Source organism: Archangium sp. (assembly GCF_036389735.1).
GTDB lineage: Bacteria > Myxococcota > Myxococcia > Myxococcales > Myxococcaceae > Archangium.
Genome location: NZ_DASVWK010000016.1, coordinates 1 through 22,902, shown reverse-complemented (window position 1 = coordinate 22,902; position 22,902 = coordinate 1). Strand labels below are relative to the sequence as shown.

The 22,902-nt window shown below is 70.1% G+C and carries 20 protein-coding genes; 12 read left to right on the top strand and 8 right to left on the bottom strand.

Annotation, left to right across the window (positions count from 1 at the left end):
- Positions 1-126 precede the first annotated feature (126 nt).
- Positions 127-1,023 carry a metallophosphoesterase family protein gene (locus VF794_RS00480; RefSeq protein WP_331106599.1) on the top strand — a complete coding sequence of 299 codons (897 nt, stop codon included), beginning with the start codon at positions 127-129 and terminating at the stop codon, positions 1,021-1,023.
- Positions 1,020-1,805 (top strand): ceramidase, encoded by a 786-nt coding sequence (locus VF794_RS00475; protein WP_331106597.1) that lies wholly within the window; start codon positions 1,020-1,022, stop codon positions 1,803-1,805. The genes VF794_RS00480 and VF794_RS00475 overlap by 4 nt, the downstream gene beginning before the upstream one ends.
- On the opposite strand, the gene VF794_RS00470 is transcribed toward VF794_RS00475, so the two are convergent.
- Together VF794_RS00470 and VF794_RS00465 are read right to left on the bottom strand one after the other, a co-directional pair.
- Positions 1,800-2,513: a GNAT family N-acetyltransferase gene (locus tag VF794_RS00470; RefSeq protein ID WP_331106595.1), complete on the bottom strand. Its 714-nt coding sequence runs from the start codon at positions 2,511-2,513 to the stop codon at positions 1,800-1,802. The genes VF794_RS00475 and VF794_RS00470 overlap by 6 nt on opposite strands.
- The gene (locus tag VF794_RS00465) at positions 2,491-3,399 is read right to left on the bottom strand and encodes an amidohydrolase family protein (protein WP_331106593.1); all 909 of its coding nucleotides are present in this window, start codon (positions 3,397-3,399) and stop codon (positions 2,491-2,493) included. Before VF794_RS00465 ends, VF794_RS00470 begins: the two co-directional genes overlap by 23 nt.
- Positions 3,400-3,537: 138 nt before the next feature.
- Between VF794_RS00465 and VF794_RS00460 the strand changes: the two genes are divergently transcribed.
- From VF794_RS00460 to VF794_RS00420, 9 genes are all read left to right on the top strand, one after another.
- On the top strand, positions 3,538-4,191 hold the full coding sequence (locus VF794_RS00460; protein WP_331106591.1) for a hypothetical protein: 654 nt from the start codon (positions 3,538-3,540) through the stop codon (positions 4,189-4,191).
- A complete protein-coding gene (locus tag VF794_RS00455) occupies positions 4,184-4,594 on the top strand; it encodes a DUF2000 domain-containing protein (protein ID WP_331106590.1) in 411 nt (136 codons plus the stop codon). The genes VF794_RS00460 and VF794_RS00455 overlap by 8 nt, the downstream gene beginning before the upstream one ends.
- A gap of 9 nt (positions 4,595-4,603) precedes the next feature.
- Positions 4,604-5,374, top strand: coding sequence for a formylglycine-generating enzyme family protein (locus VF794_RS00450; RefSeq protein ID WP_331106588.1), 771 nt, complete (start codon positions 4,604-4,606; stop codon positions 5,372-5,374).
- 2 nt (positions 5,375-5,376) lie between these two features.
- Entirely contained in the window at positions 5,377-6,021 is a 645-nt protein-coding gene (locus VF794_RS00445) for a molybdopterin-dependent oxidoreductase (protein WP_331106586.1), read from the top strand.
- A 6-nt stretch (positions 6,022-6,027) separates the two neighbouring features.
- Complete coding sequence (locus tag VF794_RS00440; protein WP_331106584.1) at positions 6,028-6,642, top strand: LysE family translocator; 615 nt, start codon at positions 6,028-6,030, stop codon at positions 6,640-6,642.
- Between the two features lie 127 nt (positions 6,643-6,769).
- Positions 6,770-7,375, top strand: a complete 606-nt coding sequence (locus VF794_RS00435; protein ID WP_331106582.1) for a LysM peptidoglycan-binding domain-containing protein — start codon at positions 6,770-6,772, stop codon at positions 7,373-7,375.
- A 63-nt stretch (positions 7,376-7,438) separates the two neighbouring features.
- Positions 7,439-9,301, top strand: a complete 1,863-nt coding sequence (locus VF794_RS00430; protein WP_331106580.1) for a hypothetical protein — start codon at positions 7,439-7,441, stop codon at positions 9,299-9,301.
- Between the two features lie 371 nt (positions 9,302-9,672).
- Positions 9,673-11,349 (top strand): NAD(P)/FAD-dependent oxidoreductase, encoded by a 1,677-nt coding sequence (locus tag VF794_RS00425; RefSeq protein ID WP_331106579.1) that lies wholly within the window; start codon positions 9,673-9,675, stop codon positions 11,347-11,349.
- A 119-nt stretch (positions 11,350-11,468) separates the two neighbouring features.
- Entirely contained in the window at positions 11,469-12,347 is an 879-nt protein-coding gene (locus VF794_RS00420; RefSeq protein WP_331106577.1) for a TIGR02266 family protein, read from the top strand.
- 4 nt (positions 12,348-12,351) lie between these two features.
- On the opposite strand, the gene VF794_RS00415 is transcribed toward VF794_RS00420, so the two are convergent.
- From VF794_RS00415 to VF794_RS00395, 5 genes are all read right to left on the bottom strand, one after another.
- A complete protein-coding gene (locus tag VF794_RS00415) occupies positions 12,352-16,128 on the bottom strand; it encodes an AAA family ATPase (RefSeq protein WP_331106575.1) in 3,777 nt (1,258 codons plus the stop codon).
- Positions 16,125-17,369, bottom strand: coding sequence for an exonuclease SbcCD subunit D C-terminal domain-containing protein (locus VF794_RS00410; RefSeq protein ID WP_331106573.1), 1,245 nt, complete (start codon positions 17,367-17,369; stop codon positions 16,125-16,127). The genes VF794_RS00415 and VF794_RS00410 overlap by 4 nt, the downstream gene beginning before the upstream one ends.
- 175 nt (positions 17,370-17,544) lie before the next feature.
- The gene (locus VF794_RS00405; RefSeq protein ID WP_331106571.1) at positions 17,545-18,246 is read right to left on the bottom strand and encodes a hypothetical protein; all 702 of its coding nucleotides are present in this window, start codon (positions 18,244-18,246) and stop codon (positions 17,545-17,547) included.
- A 65-nt stretch (positions 18,247-18,311) separates the two neighbouring features.
- Positions 18,312-19,103, bottom strand: a complete 792-nt coding sequence (locus tag VF794_RS00400; protein WP_331106570.1) for a PhzF family phenazine biosynthesis protein — start codon at positions 19,101-19,103, stop codon at positions 18,312-18,314.
- A 55-nt stretch (positions 19,104-19,158) separates the two neighbouring features.
- Complete coding sequence (locus VF794_RS00395; RefSeq protein WP_331106568.1) at positions 19,159-19,947, bottom strand: SDR family NAD(P)-dependent oxidoreductase; 789 nt, start codon at positions 19,945-19,947, stop codon at positions 19,159-19,161.
- 38 nt (positions 19,948-19,985) lie between these two features.
- On the opposite strand from VF794_RS00395, the gene VF794_RS00390 reads away from it, so the two are divergent.
- On the top strand, positions 19,986-20,681 hold the full coding sequence (locus VF794_RS00390) for a YqiA/YcfP family alpha/beta fold hydrolase (protein ID WP_331106566.1): 696 nt from the start codon (positions 19,986-19,988) through the stop codon (positions 20,679-20,681).
- A gap of 37 nt (positions 20,682-20,718) precedes the next feature.
- Here VF794_RS00390 and VF794_RS00385 read toward each other — a convergent pair whose 3' ends face one another.
- Positions 20,719-22,749 (bottom strand): hypothetical protein, encoded by a 2,031-nt coding sequence (locus tag VF794_RS00385; RefSeq protein ID WP_331106564.1) that lies wholly within the window; start codon positions 22,747-22,749, stop codon positions 20,719-20,721.
- Positions 22,750-22,902 lie beyond the last annotated feature (153 nt).

The following is a 22,902-nucleotide window of genomic DNA, read 5'->3' as shown; positions in this document are numbered from 1 at the left end:
GGCTGATCCGTATCAACCTCACGGACCCCGAGCTTCCCGAAGCGTTGGGCGAGCGTGCTGTCGCCTTGGCGATGGGGGCGGGTCAAGCCTTGGAGTTGCTGGGGTGGAGCTACTAGAAAGGCCGGCATGCACCTCACGACCCAGCTCCACCGCGCGAGGAGCGCGGCCCTGCTGTTGGCACTCTGCGCCTGTCAGACGATGGGAGGCCCGGGGGGAGTCCCGGACCCGGAAGAAGCGATACCGCCCGAGGTGCTGGTGGGCGCGGGAGACATCGCGAGCTGTGACTGGAACCACGACGAGGCCACGGCGGCGATGCTGGATGGAATCGAGGGGACGGTGTTCTCCCTGGGGGACAACGCCTACCCGGACGGGACGGCCCAGGACTTCGAGCGCTGCTACGCCCCGAGCTGGGGCCGGCACCGGCAGCGGACCCGCCCCACGCCGGGCAACCACGACTACCACTCGGCGAAGGCGGGCCCGTACTTCGACTATTTCGGAGCGGCGGCGGGAGCACCGGGCAAGGGCTACTACAGCTACGAGCTGGGCGCCTGGCACGTGGTGGTGCTCAACAGCCAGATTCCGCTGGGAGCGGGCTCGGAGCAGGAGCAGTGGTTGCGCGCGGACCTCAAGGCGAGCACGAAGCAATGCACGCTGGCCTACTGGCACCGGCCACTCTTCAGCTCGGGACCGGACCGGGACACCACGGACGTGAAGCCCCTGTGGGATGCGCTGTACGAGGCGGGCGCCGAGGTGGTGCTGGGAGGCCACGACCACCTCTACGAGCGCTTCGCGCCGCAGACGCCCGAGGGCAAGGCGGACCCGGCGCGGGGCATCCGGCAGTTCGTGGTGGGAACGGGGGGCATGGTGCTCTATCCCCTTGGCACGCCGCTGGAGAACAGCGAAGTCCGCGATGCCAGCACGTTCGGGCTGCTGAAGCTCACGCTGGAGGACGGTGCCTATGCATGGGAGTTCCTCCCGGCGGAAGGACGCTTCACGGACCAGGGCCGGGGGACCTGCCATTGACCCTGTCGACATCCACTCCGGGCTTCTGGGGCACCCCCACCGCGACGGTGGACTGGTGCGAGACGAACTACCAGCACCTGCACTCCGTCTGCGAGCTGTTCAACTCGGCCTCCAGCCTGGCGATGGTGCTCGCGGGCGTGCTGGGCATCGTGCTCCATCGCCGCGTGCTGGAGCACCGGTTCCTGCTCGCGTTCGCGATGGTGTCGGTGGTCGGGCTCGGGAGCATCGCCTTCCACGCGACGCTCCTCTTCCAGCACCAGATGCTGGACGAGCTGCCGATGCTCTACCTCGCCCTCCTGATGGTCTACATCCTGGTGGAGAATCGCCCCGAGCGGCGGTTCGGCGGGTGGTTCCCCCTCGCCCTGCTCGGCTACGCGGTGCTCGCCACGTACCTGACGGCCTTCTCGCGGGGGCGCGTCCAGTTCTTCCTCTTCCAGGCGAGCTTCGCGTCGCTCGAGTTCTTCGCCCTCGCTCGCGTCTACCTCATCCACCGTCGCAGCCAGGATGGGCGGGCCAGGCGCGTCTTCCAGCTCGGCATCGGCGCCTACGCGCTCGCGATCATCGTGTGGCTGAGCGACATCCAGTTCTGCGCCACGCTCAACGAGACGCTGCCCGCGCATGGGATTCCCAATCCGCAGTTCCACGCGTGGTGGCACGTGCTCGTGTCCTGCGGGTTCTACGCGCTCCTGATCGTCATCGCCCATGACCGGCTGAAGACGCTCGGACAGGCGCCGCGGGTACACTTCGCCGCCGGGGTGATTCCACGCGTGCGGAGCTCATGAGGTGAGCGGCCGGAGGAAGTCCGGATCCGCCCCGACTGTCTCCCGCCCCTCGAGCTGCTTCATCATGTATTGGAAGGTATCGCGCTGGAGCGGCTCCCGGATGCGGTACGCGCGGCGCCAGATGGCCTCCACCACCCGCGCGACTTCGTCCGCGGGCAGCTCGGGCCGCCTGTCCGCCATCGGCTCGCGGTAGAGCGCGTAGTAGCGCTCCCGTCGGCGCGACATCCACGGGTGGAAGTAGTGGAGATCCAAGGGCATCACCCGACCCTCGCGCACCAGCCTGCGCAGCCACGCGCTGTCCCGCTCCACCTCGCCCAGCACGTACGCCAGTTCCTCTCCCCGCTCGCGCCGGGCCTGGGCACGAAACGTCTCGAGCAACCGCTCGCGCAGCTCGCCCCCGAGCCCCCTCCCCCGCTGGTCCTCCCGGACGGCCAGGTAGGAGATGAAGCCCGCGTTCACCGCCTGGAGGTAGGCCCCCGCCGCCGCCGCCAGCGGCTCCTCGTCCCCGGGCGCCAGCATGGCCAGCAGGTGGTAGCCGCCGCCACGCGCCACCCCGCGCCGGGTCTCCGCCAGCTCCGCCAGCAGGAAGCTGGTGGGATGCACGTCCCAGATGGCCTCCTGGATGAGGGCGATCGACCGGTGCGCGAGCGGGCCGCGCTCGTCCGTCACCTCCACCACGCGGCGTTCAGGCAGTCCGGTCGCCACCATGCGCGCCTCCCGCGAGTCCCTCCAGCTTCAGCCGGAACACCCGCGCGGCGTTGCGCCACAGCAGGCCCTCCAGCTCCTCCGGTGTCGCCTCGAGCTGTCGCACGAAGCCCAGGTAGCTCTCGATGTCCGAGATGGGCCAGTCACTGCCGAAGAGCAGCTTGTCGGGGTTGTTGATGTAGGCGAGCACCTCGTTCACCTTGCCCAGGGCGAAGCGCTCGAAGCGGGGCGCGAAGGCACCCAGGGTCAGGCCCGAGATGTCCGCGACGACGTTCTCGTTCTTGTAGACCACCTCCATGGCGTCGACGAACCAGGGATTGCCCAGGTGGCAGAGGACGAAGGTGACGTCCGGGAACTCGACCGCGGCCTCGTCCAACGCCAGCGGGTGTGCGTAGCGGACCCGGGCGCTGGGGGCGTACGTGTCTCCGGTGTGGACCATGACGGGCACGCCGAATCGCCCCGCCAGGACGTAGAGCTCGCGCAGCCCCGGCTCCTGGACGGAGAACGGCTCATAGCCGGGGTACAGCTTGAGCCCCTTGATGCGCCCCTCTTCCAGGAGGCTCCGCAGCTCGGCCAGCTCCTCGGCCCGGTCCCTGCCGTAACGCACCCCGGCCACCACGCCGATGCGCGGGTCGCCCCGCACCACCTCCAGGATGTCGCGCGTGCTCGGGCGCTCGGGCGTCACCGCGTAGGAGGAGAGCACCAGCGCGTAGCCAATCCCGTGGGTCTCCATCTCCGCACGGAGGCTCGCGTAGCGCTCCGCCAGCGTCGCGGGGGCGTCTGGCGTGTAGCGGTTCAGGTGGGTGTGGCAGTCGATGACCAAGGCACGAGCGCGGTTCGGGTGCAGGGAAAGGATGGGGCCTCCGGCACCACGAGGCAGCCACCCCATGCCCGGCAGGCTCCCCTCCCTCCTGCCCGGCATCCCTCCCACTCGCGCCGGGCAGCACCGATCCCGCTCCTCACAACCGGCGCCCCTCCTCTCCACCCTCTGAGCCAATGAAAAGGGAAGGAAGGGAGACGTCAGCCGATGGAAGCCCTGGAGAATACGAACTGCCTCGACGTGCTGATGCGTGGCGCGAGCAGGCTCCAGCACGTTCTCCAAACACATGGAGAGATGCGCATCGCGACCCTGGGGCCGGAGGGGACGAGCAGCGCCGAAGCCGGGCGGGCGCTGACCACCTGCAGCCCGGGCGGCGGACACTGCGAGCTGTTCCCGACCTATGAGGAGGCGGCCGAGGCCGTCCTCGGCGGACGGGCCGACTACCTGCTCGTCGCCAATGCCTACGCCCACATCAATCACTTCTACATTTCGGATCGGCTGATCGTCGTCGGGGCCTTCCCGTTCGCGACTCCGCCCTACGGCGTCGCCGTGGATCCAACGCGCGTCCGGCTGGCGAGCACTTCCAACCTGGCCTCTCATCCCGCACCGCTACACCTGGCCGAGGAGTGGTTCCGCCACAGTGAGCACAAGCCCCGCTTCGTCACCATGAGCTCGACCAGCGAAGCCGCCCTGGCCGTGGCCCGGGGCGAGGTCTCCGCCTGCATCACCACCGAGGTGGCGCGCAAGCGGACCGGCCTGGCCTTCATCACCCGTACGAAACGCATCCGGATGCTGTGGTCCGTGTTCACCCGACGCAACCACGACGCCGCGAGCTGCCTGTTTGGAGAAGACGATGAATAAGTGTGTGTTCGTGATCGACGCCGAGCTGCCCCTCGGGCTGATCGCCAATACGGCGGCGGTGCTCGCCTTGAGCCTGGGCCAGCGCCATCCGGAATTGGTCGGGGCCGATCTGCCGGATGGCGGAGGCGACCTCCACGCGGGCCTCACCACCCTCGTGATGCCAGTGCTCAAGGGGAGCGCCGGGACCCTCGGCGGAATCCGGCGGAAGGTCCAGGCGATGCCCGGGGCCGGGCTCCTGCTGATCGACGTGACCGATGCCGCCCAGCAGACCAAGACCTATGACGATTACGCCCAGCGCCTGGGAGAGACCGGCTCCGGCGACCTGCGCTACCTCGGCCTCTGCATCTACGGCCCGGCCGACACCGTGAAGTCGGTGACGGGCAACCTGCCGCTGTTGCGCTGAGGTGAAGCCATGCACCCAGACATCGAATCGGGAAGCATGCTCCTCATCCCCGCGGGCACGTTCCGGATGGGCAGTCAGGAGTCCTCGAACGAGGGGCCGGTCCGCGAGGTCCATCTGTCCGCCTATTACATCGACCGTTTCCCGGTCACCAACCGGCAGTACCGCGCCTTCATCGAAGCGGAGGGCTACCGCACGAAGCGGTATTGGACTGCCGCGGGCTGGGAGCTCATCCAGGCCCGGGGAATCCACCAGCCCCTGTACTGGAACGACCCCCACTGGAACGCCGAGGCTCAGCCCGTCACCGGACTGAACTGGTGGGAGGCGAGGGCCTACGCCAGATTCGTCGGCAAGACCCTGCCCACCGAGGCGCAATGGGAGTGCGCGGCCCGAGGCCGTGACGGACGGCGCTTCCCCTGGGGGGAGGCCGAGCCGACCCCCGCTCACGCCAACTACGCGGTCGACTGTGACCCGACGGAACTGCTGCGCAGCGCCACCCCCGTGTCGGCCTGTCTGGCCGGCGCCTCGCCGTGGGGTTGTATGGACATGGCCGGCAACGTCGGCGAGTGGTGTCTCGACAACGCCTCGGCCAACTACCTCTGGGACCTGACCCACACCGACCCGCTCTTCTGGACGGGGGAAGAGGCGGACCACATCGTCCGCGGTGGGTCCGGCCTGCACAACGAGGACTACCTGCGTTGCAGCAGCCGCGACTACTACCCCCCCACCCTGCGCGACAACCTCGTCGGCTTGCGCTGCGTCCTCACCCTCGAGGAGCCCTAGTCATGGATGACGCACCCCCGTACGTCACCCCCAACCTGGAAAGAAAGCCGTTGTCGCTGCGGTATTACCAGGAAGGTATCCCCACCGTGAACGTGGAGGACTGGCGGCTCGAGCTCGTCGCACCCGGCGGCCAGAAGGTGAGCCTGACCCATGCCGAGCTGCTCGCCCTGCCCCAGACGCTGCACCACCGACGTCTGGTGTGTGTCTGCAATTGGAGCATCAAGCGCTGGTGGGAAGGCGTGCTCCTGCGCGACGTGCTGGCCGCCGCCGGCATCGACACGGGCGCGGTCTCCGGCCAGTACCTGCGGCAGGTGAGCGTCGGCACCCCGGAGAAGGGTATCTACGAATCCTGGATCAGCCTGGCCGGTGCGCTGGAGCGGCAGGCGCTGCTCGCCGTCGCGGTGGATGGCCACCCCTTGCCCCCGGAGCAGGGCTACCCCCTGCGCCTGATTGATTTCGGGCTCTACGCGTACAAATGCGTCAAGGGGCTCACCCGGCTCGAGGTGACGACCGAGGCGAGGCTCGGCTACTGGGAGGAACTGGCGGGCTATTCGCTCGATGGAACCGTCAAACCCAAGCGGTACTGGTCGGTGGATCTGCGCAAACACATGCTCGCCGAGAAGCCTGGCGAAGTCACGGAATGGTGAACCCCCATGTCCCAGGTATTGACAGTGTATGAATTCTGGGCACCCGTGGCGTTGTATGCGTTCGCGACCTCGGCGTCACCGGGACCGGTGAACCTGGTGGCCGCCACCTCCGGCACCAACTTCGGCGTGAGGCGCACGCTGCCCCAGGTGCTGGGCGCCTCGCTGGGCTTCGCGCTCCTGCTGGTGGTCCTCGGGCTCGGGCTGGGCAGCGTGCTCGGGGCACAGCCCCGGCTGTACCTGGTGCTTCGGGTGCTGGGCAGTGTCTTTCTCTGCTACCTGGCCTGGAAGTTGTGGCATGCGTCCGCCGCTCCAGCCGAGGACACGCGGGTGGAACGGCCCCCCGGCTTCTGGGCGGGTCTGGGGGCGCAGTGGCTGAACCCGAAGGCATGGATCGTCGCGCTCGCCGGCATCACGGCCTACAGCGCTCCCGGGGAGAACTATCGGGTCCAGGTGCTGGCGATGGCCGCCGTGTTCCTGGTCATCTGCGTCCCCTCCGTGGGGGCCTGGGCCGTCTTCGGGGCGGCGGCGCGCAGGCTGATGAAGACCGAGCGGGCCGTGCGCCGCTTCAATGGCACGATGGCGTTGCTCCTGGTCGCGTCGATCGTGTTCCTGTTCCTGTAGCCCCCCGGAAGGACGCCGGGGGCCGGGCGAATCATTTTCTCGAAATTCGGAAACCCGGACGCAACTCGGGGCGGGGTGGGTCCGACAATAGGAGGAATTTCCTTCCTTTTTCGTGCGGGAGCCCTCGATGTCCGTCTACAGCGTCAGGTCCGGTGACACCCTCAGCCAGATTGCTCAGCGGATGGGCAGCACGGTGCAGAAGCTGGCCAAGGTCAACGACATCCAGGATCCCAACGTCATCCAGGTTGACCAGCAGCTGAAGATCCCCGGCCAGCAGCCGCTGAACATCCCCGGCCAGCGCGACGAGTACACGCCTCCGAGCGACTCCACCCAGAAGCTGGGCGGCCCCGCGCCGACGGGGAACAGCTCGTCGAGCACCGCGGCCCTCGACAAGGCGCGGGGACTCATCGGCCGTGCCTACGGGGACCCGTCCGGTGCCTCCGGCGAGGCGGTGGGACCCAACTCCCCCTTCATGCACTGCGCGCAGTTCGTCAACGCGGTCTACCCGGACCTGCCGCCCAGCGCGCCGCAGCTCACCGACATGGCGACGCCGGGCGCGGAGCCCAAGGCCGGCGACGTCCTCTGCTCCGACCAGCCGGCGCCCTGGGGGCACGTCGGCATCATGACGGAGAAGGGGACGGTCATTCACTCCATCCCCGGTACCGGGGTCCACGAGTCGTCGCTGGCGGAGTTCGAGGCCTCTTCGCCCGTCACCGGCGTCATCCCCCGCTAGCACCCCCGCTGTCCCCCACCCCCGTTCGCACTCGCACTCGAGCCTGTTGAGGAGTCCTTCCACATGTCTTTCCTGGGAAAAGTAGGGCAGGCGGCATCCTCGGCGGCGGAAGCGGCGAAGCGGGCGGCGGACAAGGCGGCGGAGGCGGCGAAGCAGGCCGCCGAGGCCGCCGCGGCAGCGGCGAAGCAGGCCGCGGAGGAGGCAGCGAAGCAGGCCGCGGAGGCAGCGAGCAAGGCCGCTGAGCAGGCCCAGCACGCCGCGGAGCGGAATCGCGATACCTTCGAGGACGCCAAGGACGCGGTGGGCGGAGCCGTCGACAAGGTGAAGGACACGGCCAGCACCGCCGCCAACAAGGTCAGGGACACGGCCAGCACCGCTGTCGACAAGGCCAGGGACACGGTCAGCACCGCCGCCAACAAGGCGAAGGACGCGGTCGGCGCCGCGCACGACTTCACCGCGGACGTCTTCGAGGAAGCGCGTGGTACGGCTTCCCAGGTGGCGCAGCGCTCCGGCCAGGTGCTCGACAAGGCCACGGACGTCGCCGCCACCGGCCTGGACAAGGCCGGCGAGGCGCTCCAGAACGCCCCCACGGGGAACGACCCCCTGCGCAAGCTCTCCAACCAGCTCGCCGGCGCGGCGCTCCAGGGCGCGGCCGACGTGGTGCGCGACCCGGTCGAGACGGCCAGGACCGTCAAGGACGCCGCCAGCCTCAACCGCGAGGTGGACACGCTCAAGCCCGGCGAGCAGGCCAACGTGAGCCTCCAGGCCGAGGGGCACGGCGCGATCTTCGGCGCGAAGGGCAAGGGCACGCTGGCGGTGACGCGCAACACGCCAACGGCGGACGGCAAGGACGGTGGCTACACCGTGTCCGTCGATGGTGAGGTGGGAGCCGGCCTCGTCGGGAAGCTGGGGGCCACGGGGGCCGCGAAGGTGGGCGGCAGCGCCTACCTCGACGGCGGCGCCAAGGTGGAGTTCAAGTTCGACACCGCCGAGGAGGCCAAGCGCGCCACCGACATCCTCGCGAAGTCGGCCCTGGCCGGCGCGGCCACCGCCACCAACCCCGTGGCGGGCGCGGCCGCCAACCAGGTGCTCGGAGATCCCCTGTCGGACCTCGCCGGGCTCACGAAGAACGTGAGCGCCATGGAGGTCAAGCTCAAGGCCGAGGCCGAGGGCTCCATGGGCGTGGGCGCGGAAGGGCTCGAGGGAGCGGCCACCGCCAATGCCTCGGTGGGAGCCAATGCGCAGCTGAGCAAGACGGCGCGCATCGAGCTGGAGAATGGCCAGGCCACCAAGATGTCCATCAAGCAGACCCTGGAGGTGGGCGCGAACGCCGGGGCGGATGTGGGCCTGGGAATGCCGAAGCCGGCGGACGAGCAGAGCGCCAGCGTCGACCTGCCCACCCAGGCGTCCGCGAGCGGCAAGGGCTCCTTCAAGGTGGAACTCGAGGAGAGCTTCGAGCTGCCCAAGGACTTCGACACCGGGGAGCTGCTGCGCGACCCGGGCAGCACCGCGCGCGACCTCGCCCAGACGGCCAACTCCACCCGGGAGGCCAAGCTCACGCTCACCGACTCGCGCGAGGGCAGCTTCAAGGCGCTGGGCCTGGGGGCCAGTGGGGGCCGCGAGGTCAAGGTCGAGCTGAAGGGCAACGTGCAGGAGCTCGCCAGGAGCGGCGCCCTGGGCAGCATGGCCCGGGGTGACTTCGGTGAGGCGCTCCGCCAGCTCGATGGCAAGGTCGATGCCAAGGCGACGCTCCAGAACAAGACGACGTCGAGCAACGGCGTGAACCTCGGCGTGCACGCGGGCGTGGCCGGCGGCGAGGTGGGCCTCAACAGCGAGCGCACCCACCTGGGCGAGGAGAAGGAACTCACCCCGGACCAGCTCGTGGCCATCTACCAGCAGTACTACACCGCCGGGCTCGCGGGCTGAGCGTCACCTCCACCAAGGTTGAACAAGTCCGTTGAGGCTTCACCGGCTCCCCCGGGAGTCGGGTTTTGCCTTGATTGACAGGCTGTCGGTCTTCTTCCTACGATTCTCGCCGCGAGACCCATCGCACGCTCGTCCCAGGCGTTGGTGAGCGGTACCTGAGTCCGGAATGAGGTGGATCCATGGCCCCAGACGAGGCGACTTCCGCATTCCTCGGGCAGATGGCTCAGAGCGGTGCCAGGCCACTTCGTTCCCCGAGGTGCTGCCCGGCAGCGCCGTGGGCATCGACTCCATCCTCTCCATCCTCGCGACCCTTGAAGAGCAGCTGCATGACGCGGCTCGACCCACCCGTGCTCGGGAGCAGGTAAGGAAGAATGTCCGATCTGAAACGGCAACTGGAACAGCCTGGTGCGGAGTCGGCCAGCTACTTCGATGCGGTCATCGTCGGTGCCGGGTTCGCGGGGCTGTACATGCTCCACCGCCTGCGTGAGCTTGGGCTCGCGGTGCGAGTCTACGAGGCCGGCAGCGGCGTTGGCGGCACGTGGTTCTGGAACCGCTACCCGGGCGCACGCTGCGATGTCGAGAGCCTGGACTACTCGTACTCGTTCTCGGAGCAGCTGCAGCAGGAATGGAAGTGGACCGAGCGGTATCCCTCCCAGCCGGAGATCCTGCGTTACCTCAATCACGTCGCGGACAGGTTCGACCTGCGCCGGGATATCCAACTCGAGACGCGAGTAACCGAAGCGGTCTTGAACGAGGCCACGGGCCGGTGGGAGCTGCGGACGGACACGGGCGATCGCGTCTCGGCGAAGTTCTGCATCATGGCGACGGGCTGCCTGTCCGTCGCGAAGGTTCCCGACATCAAGGGGCTCGAGAGCTTCCAGGGCACGTGGTACCACACGGGCCGTTGGCCGCAGGAAGGCGTCGACTTCACCGGCCAGCGCGTGGGGGTCATTGGCACGGGCTCCTCCGGCATCCAGTGCATCCCGGTGCTCGCCGAGCAGGCGTCTCGGCTCGTCGTCTTCCAGCGGACCCCGAGCTTCAGCGTGCCGGCGTGCAACGCCCCGCTGTCACCGGAGGTCGAGCAATACAAGAAGGCGAACTACGTCGAGTACCGGCGCAAGGTCCGTGAGTCGAGCTTCGGCGCTGACTACCCGTGCAATGACAAGTCCGCCCTGCAGGTGACGCGGGAGCAACGGCAGCTCGAGTACGAGACCCGGTGGCGCAACGGCGGCCCCTCCTTCCTTCTCGCGTTCGCGGACCTCATCACCAACAAGGACGCCAACGAGACCGCCGTGCAGTTCGTTCACTCCAAGATCCGGGAGCTGGTTCACGACCCCGCCGTCGCCGAGGCGCTGATGCCGACGGACCATGCGCTCGGGACCAAGCGACTCTGCGTCGACAACAACTACTACGCGACGTTCAACCGGAAGAACGTCACCCTGGTCGACATCAAGAAGACGCCGATCGAGGAGATCACCCCGAAGGGCCTTCGGACCCAGGGCGCGGAGTACGAGTTGGACAGCATCGTGTTCGCCACGGGCTTCGATGCCATGACGGGCGCCTTGCTCAACATCGACATCCGCGGCAAGGCCGGGCAGACCCTGAAGGAGAAGTGGGGCGAGGGCCCGCGCACGTATCTGGGTCTCATGACCGCCGGGTTTCCGAACTTCTTCACCATCACCGGCCCCGGCAGCCCCTCCGTGCTCAGCAACATGATCGTGTCCATCGAGCAGCACGTCGAATGGATCGGGGACTGCATCAACTACCTGCGCGGGCACGCGTTCGACCAGATCGAAGCCACCGTGGAAGCGGAGGAGGCGTGGGTCGCGCACGTCAACCTGGTGGCCAACTACACGCTCTTTCCCACGGCGAACTCCTGGTTCCTCGGAGCGAACATCCCCGGCAAGCCGCGCGTCTTCATGCCCTACATCGGCGGTGTCGGGGCCTACAGGAAGAAGTGCGAGGACGTCGCGGCGAAGAACTACGAGGGCTTCGCATTTTCATCGAGCAGCACGCCGACTGAACGGGTGGCCGCGACGGGAACCTAGCAAGAGGTGGGGAACCAAGCGCCCCCCAGGCTCCGGCGGGTGCCATCCGGAGCACGTTCGGTAGCGGAAATGCACATGAATGACCCACGGGCGGGCGGGCTCGGCTAACGTCCGTCGACGTGCCAGTGTTCGGTCTCGCGGCGTTGTGGAATGGCTCGGCCCGTGCGGAACGGGTGAGTGAGCTGGTGGAGGGGTTGGGGGCGCTGTTGCCCTCGACGAAACCCCCTGGCCTCGTCGTGTGCTTGCGGGAAGCGGAAGCCACCCTGGAGCTCAAGCTGGAGGTGCCCAGCTACCCCCGCGCCGCGATGGATGCGCTGACGGAGCAGGTGCAGGAGAGCGGCGGCACCCTCGTGGAGCTGTGGCGCATGCCCAAGGCGGACCGGGATGCGTTCCGCGCCCACGCGCTGTCCGGGCCGGACGCCCACACCGTGGAGGACTACGAGACCGCCGCCATCGTGCTCCATGGGCACCTGCAGCAGCTCGCCGTCCGCGAGCCCATCCCGGACGGGCCGCCGCCGGGGCCCGCCTCGGTGCCCATCCAGATTCCCCTCCCGGCCGAGGACAGCGCTCCCGAGCCCGCCGCGGAGCCGCCCCCGGAGGAAGCCCCCGCCGAGCCCGCCCCGGCCCGCGAAGGCCCTCCCGGCACCACCGAGCTGCCCTACCACACGTTCGATCTGCACCGCCGGGGGCGCCGCTTCGCGGTGAAGCTGGAGATGGAGTTCCGCACCGAGCTGGACTTCGTGCGCGAGCACGCGACGAACATCTCCAACGGGGGCCTCTTCGTGCGCACGGCGCACCGGCCGCCCGTGGACAGCGTGGTGACGGTGGCGGTGCGGCTGCCCAACGGCGAGCGCCTCCAGGGCGACGCGCTGGTGGTGCACACGGTGGACGACCCGTACAAGGGAGGCGTGGGGCTCGCCTTCGTCAACGACGACCCCACCTTCGCCCAGACGCTGGACGACTACCTGGCCAGCCTGGTCGGCGAGGCGAAGGGCTGACGCCCTACCCCACCGAGGCCGCGGGCCGCGACTCGGGGACGAAGAGCCCCGGCTCGCCCATCACCACGAGCTTGCTGCGCCCGGCGCCCTGCTTCACCACGCGCACCTGCACGCCGATGCGCTCGGCCAGTCCGGACACGTGGGAGATGATGCCCACCTGCCGGCCCGTGGCCTGGAGCGCGTCGAGGGTGGCCAGGGCCATCTCCAGCGTCTCCGGATCCAGGGTGCCGAAGCCCTCGTCGATGAAGAGCGTCTCCACCTGCGTCGTCTCCGAGGACAGCGAGGCGAGCCCCAGGGCCAGGGCCAGCGAGACGAGGAAGCCCTCCCCGCCCGAGAGGCTGGAGACCCCGCGCACCTCGTCCCCCATGTCGCCGTCCACCACCTGGATGTCCAGGTCGTACTTCGGCACGCGCATGAGGCGGTAGCGCGGGGCCAGCTCCTCGAGGTGGGCGTTGGCGTGGTGCAGCAGCGCGTCCAGGGTGAGGCTCTGGGCGAACACCTTGAACTTCCTGCCGTCGTGCGAGCCGATGAGCTCGCTGAGCGTGCGCCACACGCCGCCGGCACGCTGCTTCTCCTCCAGGAGCCGGGCCTGCTCGCCGTGGCGGCGGCGGGCCTCGTCGTCCTGCTCCAGCCGCGCCTTCAGCCGGGCGACGGACTGGCGCCGGGCCTCGGTGTCCGAGCGCGCCCCCTCGCACGCGGTCGCGGCCTCCTCCTCGGGGATGGACGGAAGGCCCGAGCCCTCGTGCCGGGCACGCTGCGACTGGCGCTCCTTCAGCACGGAGAGCGTGTTCTCGTGCGCCTGACGAAGCTGCGCCAGGGCGCGCTCCTCGGCCTCGCACCAGGCGGCATCCCGCGCGAGCAGGGCGCGCACCGCCTCCAGCGTGAGGCTCCGGACCGAGAGCAGCGTGGAGAGCGCGGCCTCGGCCTCGGCCCTCGCCGCGCTCGCGGCCTCACGGGCCTGGACCGCCGCCTCCACACGCGCGGCGGTGGCGGCCGCCTCCTGCTTCGCCTTCTCGGCCTCGGCCCGCACGGACTCGAAGGCCCGGGACGACTCCTCCACCTCGTGGCGGAGCTCGGCGCGCACCTCGGCCGTGGGACGTCCTCCGAGCACCTCCCCGCGAGAGGTCTGCGTCTCCCGCAGCACCGCCTGCGTCCGGGACAGCCCCCGCGAGAGTTCCTCGGCCTGGGCCTGTCGCTCCGCGGTCCGGACCTCCGCCGGAGCCCGCTTCGCCTCCGCCTGGGCCACGCGCGCCTCCGCCTCGCGCAGGGCCTGCTCGCGGGCGTTCCACTCCTGCACCCGCTGCGCGCCACGCGTACGGAAGCCCGCTGGATCCGCGGACAGCGCCGACTCCCAGCGCGACCACGCCTTGAACGGAGCCGCCAACCCGGCCAGTACCTCCTGACGGATCCCCGAGGCGCGCCCCAGCTCCCGCTCGGCGCCCGCCTGGGCCTCGGTGTTCTGCCGCAGCGCCTCCTCCGACTGGCGCAGCGCCTTCTCCGTGGCCTCCTGGCGCTCGCGCGCGACGGTGAGCGTGGCCCGGGCCTCCTTCGCCGCACGGGCCAGCTTCTCCGCCGCCTCCTCCTCGGCCTTCAACTCGTCCAACCGCGCCTTCGCCTCCGCGAGCGCCGCCTTCAGCCAGGACTCGAGGCCCTCGGCCTCCACGTCCTCCGAGGGCAGCGCGCCCGAGAGCTTCGCCCGGCACTGGCTCCATGCCTCACGCTGCTGCGCGCGCCGCTTCTCCGCGGACTCCCGGCGGGCCTCCGCCTGCACCGCACGAGGTCCGGCTCCCGTCGCCCGGGTACTGGCCGAGGTCTCCGCCCGCATGGCCGCCGTGCGCTCTCCCTCCAGCGCCGTCACCCGCCCCCGCGCCTCCACGACGAGCCCCTCCAGCGCCGCCTCCGCGCGGCCATAGGGGTGCTGCGTGGCACCGCACAGCGGGCAGGGCTGGCCCTCGCGCAGCTCCGCCCGGTGGGCCGAGAAGCCCTGCGCCGCACGAGCCCCCTCGAATGAGCGCTGCGCCTCCTTCAGCGCGGCCTCCAACTCGATGCGGCGCACCTTCGCCGCCTCGGCCTCGGCCGTCGCGGCCACCTGCTCCGCCCGGGCCTTGTCGGCCTCCTCGGCGGCCTCCTGCTCCGCCCGCGTCGCCTCGCTCGCTCCCTTGCGTGCTTCCGTCAGCGCCCGGAGACATTCCTGTCGGGACAGCAGCGCCTCCCGCCGGGTACGCCGCTCCGCGCCCACGTCCTCGCCCTGCGCGGCCTCGGCGCTCGCCACGGCGACGGCGGCCGTCTCCACCGCCTCGCCCGCCTTCCGGTGCTCCTCACGTCGGCGCTCGGCGTCCGCGCGCAGCGACTCCGCCTGCGTCCCCAACCGCGCGAGCAGCTCCCGGCCCGTGACCTCTTCCCGGGCCGCGCGCTCATAACGGGTGAGCTCCGCCTCCCACCGGGGCCACTCGCGGGCCAGTGCCTCCAGGCGCGACTGCTCGCCGAGCCACGCCTTCGCCGCCTCCACCTCCGCGCGTGCGGCCGACTCTTCCCGGGCCACCCGCTCCACCTCGTCGCGAGCCAGCCGCTCGGCCTCCCGGGCCGCCTCCAGCTTCCGCTCCGCCTCCCGCGCGTCACTCCGCGCCCGCTCCAGCGCGGCGTCCAGCTTCACCGCCTCTTCCAATGCCGGGCGCGCGGAGGACTCCGCCGCCACCGCCTGGGTGTGCCGGGCCTCCGCCTTCGCCCGCGCCTCCTCGTGCCCCCGCGCCTTCGCCTGGGCCGCCTCCGACTCCGTGCGCCTGGCCGTCAGCGCGGACTCCGCCTCCGCCAGCCGTCGCGTCGCCTCGTCCGTACGAGCCACCGGAGCCCGCAGCACCTCCGCCGCGCGCACCCGATCCAGCTCCGACTTCCGAGGCTCCGCGGCCTCCAGCGCCTGGGCCGTCCGCTGGCGCGCCTGCTCCGACTCGGCCTCCTGCGCCACCAGCCGTGCCCGCTCCGAGTACCAGTGCGCCGCCTGCTCCGCCCGCGTCTGCGCCGCCTGGGCCTCCGCCAGCGCCGCCTCCTCCCGCGCCCGCGCCGCCTCCGCCTCCGCGCGCTCCTCGTCCTTCAGCCGGGGAATGGCCTCCACGCCCCGAGCCAGCGCATCCAGCTCCTCCTGCTCCTGCTTGTGGCGCTGGTGCGCGGCCATGGAGACGCGGCTGTACACCTCCGTCCCCGTCATCCGCTCCAGCAGCTCCGCGCGCTCGTTGGCGTCCGCGCGCAGGAAGGCGGCGAACTCCCCTTGCGCCAGCAGCGCCGAGCGCCGGAACTGGTCGAAGGACAGGCCCAGCCGCTCCTCGATGGCCTTGAGCACCTCGGACTTCGTGCGCCCGAAGGTCTGCTGCGTGGCCACGTCGGTGAGGCTCAGCTCCTGCGCCTGGAAGCGGCCCTCGGCGCTTCTGCGCGCACGGCGGACGGACCAGCGCGCGCGGTAGCGCTTCCCATCCCTCCCCAGGAAGTCCACCTCGGCGAAGCCCTCGCCCGCCCCACGCCGCAGCACGCCGCGCACGTCGTTGGACAGCAGCCGCGCGTCCGTCTCCTCCTCGGGGCGCCCCACCGGCACGCCTCCGCGCTCGCCCAGCCGCGGCGTGCGATCGAAGAGGGCCAGACACAGCGCATCCAGCAGCGTGCTCTTGCCCGCGCCCGTGGCCCCGGTGATGGCGAACAGCCCCAGCTTGTCGAGCGGCGGCTGGTCCAGCTCCAGCGCGAAGTCGCCCGCGAGGCTCGTCAGGTTGCATCCGCGAATGGCGAGGATTCTCACGAGGCGTCCTCCTGCACCTGGGTGAGGAGCGAGTGGAAGGCCTCGAGCAGCACCGGCTCGGGCGGTTCGGTGTAGTCGCGCGCGTAGCGGGCGCGGAAGACATCCTCCGGGGTGCGCTCCTTGAGGGAGACGCCCGGCCGCTCCTCCGCGAGCGTATTGCCGGTGCCGGTATAGGCGGGGGTGAGCTTCACCAGCCGCGCGGCCTTGCCCTCGAGCGAGGCCTCCACCCGGCGGCGCAGCGCGGGCTCGGGGCGGGGCAGCGCGACGCACACCTCCAGATAGGGGCGCCGCCAGTCGGGCGTCTCCGCCTCCAGCGGGGGCAGGGCCGCCAGCTCGGTGAGGACGTCATCCAACGTGGCCGCGTGGCGCGAGGGCACGCGGACGATGTCCACCCGGCGCGGCACGTGCAGCGGACGCACGGAGGAGAGCCTCTCCCCTTCCAGCTCCACCAGCAGCACCTGGTGCGCGTAGGAGGCCTCCGAGAGCGACAGGGGCAGGGGCGAGCCGCTGTAGCGCACGCCCTCGCGTCCGCCCACCCGCTGCGCCTTGTGCAGGTGCCCGAGCGCCGCGTACGCCACGTCCTCGGGAAAGAGCTCCTCCGGGAGCGCGTGCTGGTTGCCCCCGAGAATCTTGCGCTCGCTGAGCGCGGACAGCTCGCTGCCCACCATGTAGCAGTGGCCCATGGCCACGAGCGCCTGCCCCGGCTCGCGCCTGGCGCGCGCGCCCTCCAGCACCTCGGCATAGACGGAGCGCACGCCCTCGATGAGCTTGTCACCCGCCTCCTCGGAGACGAGCGGCAGGTCCGCGGGCCGCAGGTACGGCACCGCCGCCACCCACGCGCCCACCTTGCCCTGCGCGTTCTTCACGGGAACCAGCAGGCGCTCCAGCTCCACCGCGCCCTGCGTCCTGGGCAGCCCGCCCACCACTCGCACCTCGAGCGCGGCGAAGAGCGGATCCGGCGCATCCAGCCGCGCCGCCGAGTCGTGGTTGCCGCCGATGACGACGATGTCCAACCGGGGGCAGCGCCGCCGGGCCTGGGCGACGAACTGGTACCAGGAGGCCTGGGCCTCGGCGCTGGGGTTGGCGGTGTCGAAGATGTCGCCGGCCACCAGGAGCGCATCCACCTTCTGCGCCTCCACCGTGTCCAGCAACCACTCGAGGAAGGCCGCGTGCTCGGCCTCCCGCGACGTGTCGTACAACGTGTGCCCGAGGTGCCAGTCCGACGTGTGCAGCAGGCGCATCCGTGCGCTCCCCTCCTGGGTTCGCGGCGAGCAAGGAACGGAATCACTCCGTGTCCCTGCTCGTGCGTTCAGGCGGTGCGCAGTGTGCCCGCTGGCGGGCGCGGTGCCAACCCCGGGGTGAGACCTACATGGGGGGGATTCACTTCTACTCGAGTAGAAGTGAGATGCGCCCCGCTCAGAAGTCGATGGAGAAGCGCTTGACGGCGTGGGGGGCCTTCTCCAGGTCGCCCTTCTCGATCCGGATGTCGCGGCCGGCGCTCTCCTGGAGGATGGACAGGTGCATCTTCTCGGAGATGCTCACGCGACCGTCGGACTGCGCGTTGGCCATGGTGCGAGCGATGTTGGCCTGCTCCTTGAGGAGCGAGGAGGCCTCGGGGCTGGAGAGGTCACCGGAGCGGATGCCCTGGGCGAGGCTGCCGATCTGCGCGGCCTGGGCCTGGGTGGCGGCACGGTCGCGGGAGAGCAGCGAGCCGAGCTCGAAGGAGTTGCTGGCCTTGGAGACGCTGAAGCCGGCCACGAACTGCTGACGCTTGATGGCCGCGCGCTCCTGGGCGGAGATGAAGCCATCGGCCTGGGCGGCCTTCAGGGTGTCGGCGATCTTCGCCTGCTGCTCCAGGAGCCGGGTGGCCTCCTGCGGGGAGATGGTGCCGTTCTCCACGCCGCGCTTGATCTGCTCGAGCTGGTTGGCCTGGGAGTTGGACAGCTCGGCGGAACGCTTCTGGTTGATCAGCTCCTTGAGGCCACCGGGGGGAAGACCCGGGGGGAAGGTGGGGGTCGGCAGCGGCTTGAGCTCACCGGGCAGCTTGGGGGTGGGAGCGTCAGGACGGTAGCAACCGGCACCAGGAGCGATGGAAGGCGAAGAGCTGATCTTGGACATGGCGGGAATCTCCGAGGACTGCGTTCTTATGAATTGATTCTCGGAGAAAACCGCTCGGAGTTGCTTCACAACGAGATGTAGCCCTCGAGGTACAGCACGGCCTGTCCGGCGATGCCCACGCGCTCGCCACGGTCCTCGCACTGGAGCACGCCGCCGCGCGCGGACACCTGGTGCGCCAGCAGCTGCGACTTGCCCAGCTTGCCCGCCCAGTAGGGCACCAGCGAGCAGTGCGCCGAGCCCGTCACCGGATCCTCCGGCACGCCCACCCGCGGCGCGAAGAAGCGCGAGACGAAGTCCGACTGCGTGCCCGGCGCCGTCGGAGCCACCGCGAAGTAGTCCAGCGCGGCCAGCTTGGACATGTCCGGGTTGAGCGCCCGCACCTGCTCCTCGCTGTCGAAGACGGCCACCAGGTCCCGCGCCATGAGCACCTCACGCGGCTCGGCGCCCAGGGCCTCCACCAGCCCCTCCGGCACCGGGCACGACTCCGGCGGCCGCGAGGGGAAGTCCATCTCCATCCAGTCCTCCTCGCGCTGTGTCACCACCAGCGGCCCCGAGCGCGAGTGCAGCTGCACCTGCTCCAGTCCCGGCGCCAGGCGCGTGAAGAGGATGTAGGCCGTGGCCAGCGTGGCGTGACCGCACAGGTCCACCTCCTGCGTGGGGGTGAACCAGCGGATCTGCCAGCCGCGCAGCTCGTCGCGAAGGACGAAGGCCGTCTCGGAGAGGTTGTTCTCCAGCGCGATGGCCTGGAGCACATCATCCGGCAGCCAGGCATCGAGCGGGCACACCGCGGCGGGGTTGCCGCCGAAGACCTGGGAGGTGAAGGCGTCGACCTGGTAGAGGCGCAGGCGCGTGGGCATGGGGCGAGCTTTACCTCAACCCGGGGAGTCGTGCGACCCCGGGCCTCAGGGGTGCCTACTTGGACTGGGTGAGGGCGCTGGCGAACTGCATGGCGTAGTTCACCTCCAGGCCGCCATCCACCACCAGCGTCTGGCCATTCACGTACGAGGAGCCCTCGGAGCACAGCCATTCGATCGTCTTGGCGATCTCATCCGCGCTGGCCACGTAGCCCACGGGCACGCTCTCCTTCACCTTCGTCTCGAGCGCCTCCCAGGCCTCGCCCATGTAGAAGCGGCTGGAGTCCGTGTCGATGTAGCCCGGGTTGACGGCGTTGACGCGGATGCCGCTGGAGGCCAGCTCCGCGGCCAGGTACTTCACCAGAATCTCCATGGCGCCCTTCATCGCGCCGAGGAAGCCGTGGAAGGGCAGCGGCATGCGCGAGTCCATGCCGGACACCATGACGATGCGGCCCTTGCGGCCCTCCATCAGCGGCACGGCGCGCTGGGACCCCAGCAGGAAGCTCTTCACCGTGACGTTGAACGTCTTGTCCATCTGGTGCAGCTTCATCTGCATCAGCGGGGTGAAGGCGGTGGAGGCGGCGTTGGCCACGAAGACGTCCAGCCCGCCGAACTCCTGCTGCACCAGGTCGAAGGCGGCATGGAGGCTGGCCGGCTCGAGCTGGTCCGCGATGACGCCGCGGCAGCGGCGGCCGAGCGCCTCCACCTCCTTGACGAGTGCCTCGGCCGCCTCGGCGTCGCGCCGGTAGGTGGAGACGATGTCGTAACCCGCCTTCGCGAGTCTCAGGGAGAGGGCCCGGCCCACGCCTCGAGAGCCGCCGGTGATGAGTGCCACGGGTGCGGTCATGCCCCCGGGCATAGCACGCTTGGGTAGAGTGCGCCGCCATGACCGTCGTCTCCCCGACTCCCGCCGGCCCCCGCTGGCTCTACCTGCACGGCTTCGCCTCGGGACCCCGGTCCGCCAAGGGCGTGGCCCTCGCCGAGCACTACGCGCGCCAGGGCATCCACCTGGAGCGGTTGGACCTGCGCCAACCCTCGCTGGAGCACCTGCGCTTGAGCGCGATGATGCGCACGGTGCGCGACGCCATCGGCGGGGAGAAGGACCGGGCCATCGTCTTCGGCTCCAGCCTGGGCGGGCTGACGGCGTGCCGCGTGGCCGAGGAGGATCCGCGGGTATGCGCGCTGGTGCTGCTGGCGCCGGCCCTGCGGGCCTCTGAGCAGATGCGCCGCAACGTGGGCGAGCAGAACCTGCGCCGCTGGCGGGAGACGGGCTGGCTGGAGACGCAGGACTACGCGGAGAAGCGGCTGGCCCGGGTGCACTTCGGCCTCATGGACGACCTCGACACCATCGAGGCGCGCTCGGGCGGCTGGCCGGACGTGCGCGTGCCCACGCTCCTCATCCACGGGCGCCGGGACACGACGACGCAGCTGCACTACTCCCGCGAGTGGGCGCACGGCAGACGCCACGTGCGCCTCATCGAGGTGGACGACGGCCACGAGCTGGTGGAGTCGCTGGGGCGCATCGCCGCCGAGGCGGATGACTTCCTGCGGCCCCTGCTCGGCACGCCCGCGGCGCCGTAGGCCGCGCCCCGCTCCTACCGAGCGGGGCGGGGGTGCCTCACAGGGAGGACTCGCTCCAGCTCAACACGGCCGTGCCGCCAGGGGTGTGGATGGGCGGCATCCCGGGGACGGAGACGGTGGCGTTACCCCCCATCTTGATGGGGTTGCCCGTGAGCGTATTGGAGCAATGGCCCGCGTTCTGCACCACGAGCTGGCCCTGGAGGTGCGAGTTGGAACCCATGTCGAACTGCTCGTGCACCATGATGGCCGCGCTGGGGCAGTTTGTCGGCTGCGAGGAGGGGTCCCCACAGGTGAGCACCTTGCTTTGACCCGTCTTCATATCCAGATCGCGCCCGGCCAGCAGCGACACCTCCCGGTGGGCGGGCCTCAGGGAGAGGACCTTGCCATTCATCACGGTCACGTCGCCGGTGGCGAGAATGGTGACGGGCGGCTGCGGAAGCTGCACCACCGGAGGCTTCAGGTTCACGGGGACGAAGCCGGGCGTGCTCTCCTCGAAGGTGAGGTCGCCATCCACCAGCCACACCCCGTGAGGGATGGGGGCCAGGGGGACAGTGTTGGAAGAGGGGGGCTTGTAGGAGACGGCGGCTCCGGTGTTGTAGTGCCGCTTGTACCGTTTGTCGGTGCCCGCCTCTGGGTAGATGGTGTCGAGAGCGTCACACGCGGACGGCAGGGTGGTGGTGGGGGCGTTGGTGGCCTTCACCTCCCAGACGAGGGGAGCCGTGGCACACGACAACGAGAGCGGCACCGGCAGCGGCATGAGCATGGGAGGGTTGCGAGCGTCCAGGGAGGCATCGTCCTTCATCCGCACCTGGGTCGCCGGGCACGCCGCGGTGGAGGGCGTGTTGTTGCCGTCATAGACGAGCTTCCAGCAACCGGTGGTGCTGTTGGCGGTCAGATCGGCTTTCTCGACGGTCCAGTCGGTGGCGGCGACGCCCGGCTCGCCCGGGTAGTGGATGCGATTGAGCGCCTGCGGGTCCGGGCAGTTCACGTAGTTCCACATGTAGACCTGGGCCTTGTCCGAGGTAGACCCCGCCAGCCCATCAACCTTGTCCGCACGCAGGTAGTAGAAGGGGATGCAAGGGGCGGTGTAGCAAGCCGGGGGCGCGTTGAGCTTGCTCCACACCTCGACCTTGGGCGCTGGGGGGACGTTGGCCCCCGTGGTGCAGGTGCCTCCCCCGCCTCCGAATTTGTCGGTACAGGTGGAGGAGGTGACCTGCACGTTGCAGAGATTGCCAGCGCCGCAGGACTGGTCGGCGGGGCCTCCCTTGCAGCCCGCGCCGCACACACAGCCGCCCGTCATGCCCCCGTTCTTGACGGAGACATTGCCGTAGGCGCCGCAGATGTGCGCGGTGCCCTGCATCTCGATGGTGCCGCCGGCGATGAGGCCCGCGGAGGGCGGGCTCCCGACGCGCGCCCGCAACACCTTGCGCGCCTGCGCCCGCGTCACGTCGGTGCCCGGCGAGATGCCCACCACGGTGAGCACCACCGTCCGGTCCCGGTCCCGCGCCGGGTTGGTCCTCGCCAGGCTTCTCAGCGCGTCGAGGCCCTCCTTGCACTCGAGGGGTCCCCCGACGTTGTTGCCGGTGATCGTCTTGAAGTGGGGGCTGTTCGCGTCATCGTCGTTGTCGTCGATGCGCACCAGGTACGCCCCCTCGGGGTCGTTGTCCCCGTCGGGGTCATAGGGCAGCAGCAGGAAGGAGCGATCCTCGCCTGACAACGCCACCCGCGTCCCCCCGTCGAAGACCGGGAGGTTGTCATCCGCCATGCCCGCATCGAGGTCGAACTTCGGCAGGGTCACGCACTGGGTGTTCAGCAAGGGATCCAGCGCCAGGTCCAGGTCCCCCTTGTTGTCGAGGATGGCCCCCACATAGGCGCGGGTCCTGTCGAGGCCGAACTCGGCGGCGGACATGGCGATGGCATCGTGCCGCACCAGGATCGCGCTGCGCCGCTCGTCCTCCCCCCGCTGGAGCGCCATGCCCACCACCAGGGTCAGTGCGGCCAGGACCACGAGGATGGCCAACAGGGTGAAGCCCGCGGGCCCGCTACTCCTGCCTCTCGCTGCGTGCATGGATGAACCCATTCATTGCCTCAAGGTGATGGAGCCACGGACGATGTGGTTGAGCGTGAGGTTCTTGCCCGTGTCCGGGTAGCGCGGGCGCTTCAGCTCGAGCTGGATGTTCACGCGATAGATGGACTTCAGATCAGCCGCCGCGACGGGAGG

Coding starts and splice junctions, on each gene's coding strand:
- VF794_RS00435 (WP_331106582.1), top strand. CDS start 6,770: ATGTCCGTCTACAGCGTCAGGTCCGGTGACACCCTCAGCCAGATTGCT.
- VF794_RS00455 (WP_331106590.1), top strand. CDS start 4,184: ATGAATAAGTGTGTGTTCGTGATCGACGCCGAGCTGCCCCTCGGGCTG.
- VF794_RS00395 (WP_331106568.1), bottom strand. CDS start 19,947: ATGACCGCACCCGTGGCACTCATCACCGGCGGCTCTCGAGGCGTGGGC.
- VF794_RS00450 (WP_331106588.1), top strand. CDS start 4,604: ATGCACCCAGACATCGAATCGGGAAGCATGCTCCTCATCCCCGCGGGC.
- VF794_RS00405 (WP_331106571.1), bottom strand. CDS start 18,246: ATGTCCAAGATCAGCTCTTCGCCTTCCATCGCTCCTGGTGCCGGTTGC.
- VF794_RS00465 (WP_331106593.1), bottom strand. CDS start 3,399: ATGGGGTGGCTGCCTCGTGGTGCCGGAGGCCCCATCCTTTCCCTGCAC.
- VF794_RS00400 (WP_331106570.1), bottom strand. CDS start 19,103: ATGCCCACGCGCCTGCGCCTCTACCAGGTCGACGCCTTCACCTCCCAG.
- VF794_RS00430 (WP_331106580.1), top strand. CDS start 7,439: ATGTCTTTCCTGGGAAAAGTAGGGCAGGCGGCATCCTCGGCGGCGGAA.
- VF794_RS00390 (WP_331106566.1), top strand. CDS start 19,986: ATGACCGTCGTCTCCCCGACTCCCGCCGGCCCCCGCTGGCTCTACCTG.
- VF794_RS00445 (WP_331106586.1), top strand. CDS start 5,377: ATGGATGACGCACCCCCGTACGTCACCCCCAACCTGGAAAGAAAGCCG.
- VF794_RS00480 (WP_331106599.1), top strand. CDS start 127: ATGCACCTCACGACCCAGCTCCACCGCGCGAGGAGCGCGGCCCTGCTG.
- VF794_RS00440 (WP_331106584.1), top strand. CDS start 6,028: ATGTCCCAGGTATTGACAGTGTATGAATTCTGGGCACCCGTGGCGTTG.
- VF794_RS00460 (WP_331106591.1), top strand. CDS start 3,538: ATGGAAGCCCTGGAGAATACGAACTGCCTCGACGTGCTGATGCGTGGC.
- VF794_RS00470 (WP_331106595.1), bottom strand. CDS start 2,513: ATGGTGGCGACCGGACTGCCTGAACGCCGCGTGGTGGAGGTGACGGAC.
- VF794_RS00410 (WP_331106573.1), bottom strand. CDS start 17,369: ATGCGCCTGCTGCACACGTCGGACTGGCACCTCGGGCACACGTTGTAC.
- VF794_RS00385 (WP_331106564.1), bottom strand. CDS start 22,749: ATGCACGCAGCGAGAGGCAGGAGTAGCGGGCCCGCGGGCTTCACCCTG.
- VF794_RS00425 (WP_331106579.1), top strand. CDS start 9,673: ATGTCCGATCTGAAACGGCAACTGGAACAGCCTGGTGCGGAGTCGGCC.